The 826-nt window shown below is 64.4% G+C and carries 1 protein-coding gene; it reads left to right on the top strand.

Annotated features, from left to right (window positions below; translation table 11 throughout):
• The coding region (locus EN879_RS37580; protein ID WP_127274795.1) for an aldo/keto reductase at positions 1–745 on the top strand (745 nt) is incomplete at its 5' end.
• Positions 746–826: the final 81 nt, after the last annotated feature.

Here is an 826-nt window from a genome sequence, read left to right as displayed (position 1 = left end):
GATGTGGGCCGGGCCCTACGGCGAATGGGGTGGGCGCAAATACATTCTGGCCAGCCTCGACCAGAGCCTCAAGCGGATGGGGCTCGACTATGTCGATATCTTCTATTCGCACCGTTTCGATCCCGACACGCCGCTGGAAGAAACGATGGGTGCGCTCGACCATGCCGTGCGCTCGGGCAAGGCGCTCTATGCCGGCATCTCGTCCTACAATTCGCAGCGCACGCGCGAGGCGGCCGATATCTTGAAGCAGCTTGGCACGCCTTGCGTCATCCACCAGCCGAGCTATTCGATGCTGAACCGCTGGGTGGAGGAAGACGGCTTGCTCGACACGCTCGAAGGGCTCGGCGTCGGCTCCATCGTGTTCTCGCCGCTGGCGCAAGGCATGCTGACGGACAAGTATCTCGGCGGCATTCCGGACGGCAGCCGTGCGTCGCAGGGCAAGTCGCTGAAGACAGCCTTCATCAACGACAAGACCATCGCCAACATCAAGGCGCTCGACGCCATCGCCGGCAGGCGCGGACAGACGCTGGCGCAGATGGCGCTGGCCTGGGTGCTGCGCAAGGGGAGGGTGACCTCGGCACTGATCGGCGCCAGCCGGCCGGAGCAGGTCGAGGACTGCGTCGGCGCGCTCAAGGCGCTCGACTTCAGCGATGCCGAACTCGCCGAGATCGACACATACGCGCGCGAATCCGACATCAATCTGTGGGCGGCTTCTGCCGAGCGCAAAGGCCCGCCGAGGAAATAGGTCCGCTCGATAAGCCGGCAAAGCGAAAAACGGCGGGCAACCTGCCTGTTGCCCCGCTCCGATCGATGTTCTCGGCGGCCT

It is taken from the genome of Mesorhizobium sp. M7A.F.Ca.AU.002.02.1.1 (assembly GCF_003998535.1).
In the GTDB taxonomy this organism is placed as follows: Bacteria; Pseudomonadota; Alphaproteobacteria; order Rhizobiales; family Rhizobiaceae; genus Mesorhizobium; species Mesorhizobium ciceri.
This window is presented reverse-complemented; position numbering and strand designations above follow the sequence as displayed.